Origin of the sequence: Vibrio splendidus 12E03, assembly GCF_000272105.2 — a bacterium.
GTDB classification, from domain to species: Bacteria; Pseudomonadota; Gammaproteobacteria; order Enterobacterales; family Vibrionaceae; genus Vibrio; species Vibrio splendidus_I.
In genome coordinates this window covers 1-954 of sequence record NZ_AJZD02000158.1, presented here as the reverse complement: position 1 = coordinate 954, position 954 = coordinate 1, and the positions used below count along the sequence as shown (strand labels likewise).

Sequence of the window (954 nt, the reverse complement as noted above, 5' to 3'; positions counted from 1 at the left end):
TGTTTCGACAGACGCACCTTTTAAGTGGGATTCTATTCCATAGAGCTTCTGGATTTTGGCCAGCGCTTTATCTGCTTTGCCTGACTTACCTTTACCTTGAACCTTCTTAGCATTCATGAACTTACGCCGTGCATGCGCCATGCAACCAACATTGGTGACTTGGTGAAGGCCGTCATAGGCACCATAGCCATCGGTTTGAAGATAACCATTATAGTCCCCTAAAAAGGCAACAGGGCACGCCCTCGCGCGACTGTTTTGATAGTCGTACAAGGCGATATTCTTTACATTCGGCAGTGCAGCGTCAGGCAAGTCTGCGCCCGAGCAGTAGAGTCACATGTAGCATTACTTATCTTCCTTGAGGACATTGAGCGGCGTTTCATCCGCCTTAACCACCACTTGCTCTAGTCGGTGTATTTTCAAGGCCGCATAAAACGGTGCGAACTTCTCACTGACTTGGATAATCCACCTTGCCATAGTAGTTCGTGACAGCTCGATACCCGACTGGGTAAACAGCGACTCTGGCGATACAGTGGCATCGCGTATTGGTATTTTCCAAGGGTGATATTGACCAGCAAGCTTTCTGTCTCGAAGCTTTTAGGGATAATACTTTGCGGCGCTGGTTTTTGAACGATGTGGCTTTTGTCTTCAGTTTGCTCGCACTGACGACAAGCATACTTAGGAGGAACATATTCCAGCACTTTGAGTACCGCTGGTGAGAACTCTAGCTTTTCACTGCGGTCTTCACCGATTTTATGCAGACTATGTTTGCAGCACTCGCACTGCTTTTCGTTGTCATCTAAATCGATAACCTTACGAGGCAAGGTTTTTGGAAGTGGCTTACGTTTACCGCGCTTCTTCGTTGTGGTGGTCATCGTGACCTCAACCTCTTCTTCCTTAGCAGCTTCACATTCCACGTCGTTGAAGAGGTCACCTTGAGATGCATCGTAAGGCTTT

1 pseudogene is annotated in these 954 nt (G+C 47.7%); it reads right to left on the bottom strand.

Annotated features, from left to right (window positions below):
* Window positions 1–954: pseudogene (gene tnpC, locus A142_RS11400) on the bottom strand (IS66 family transposase); the annotation flags it as partial.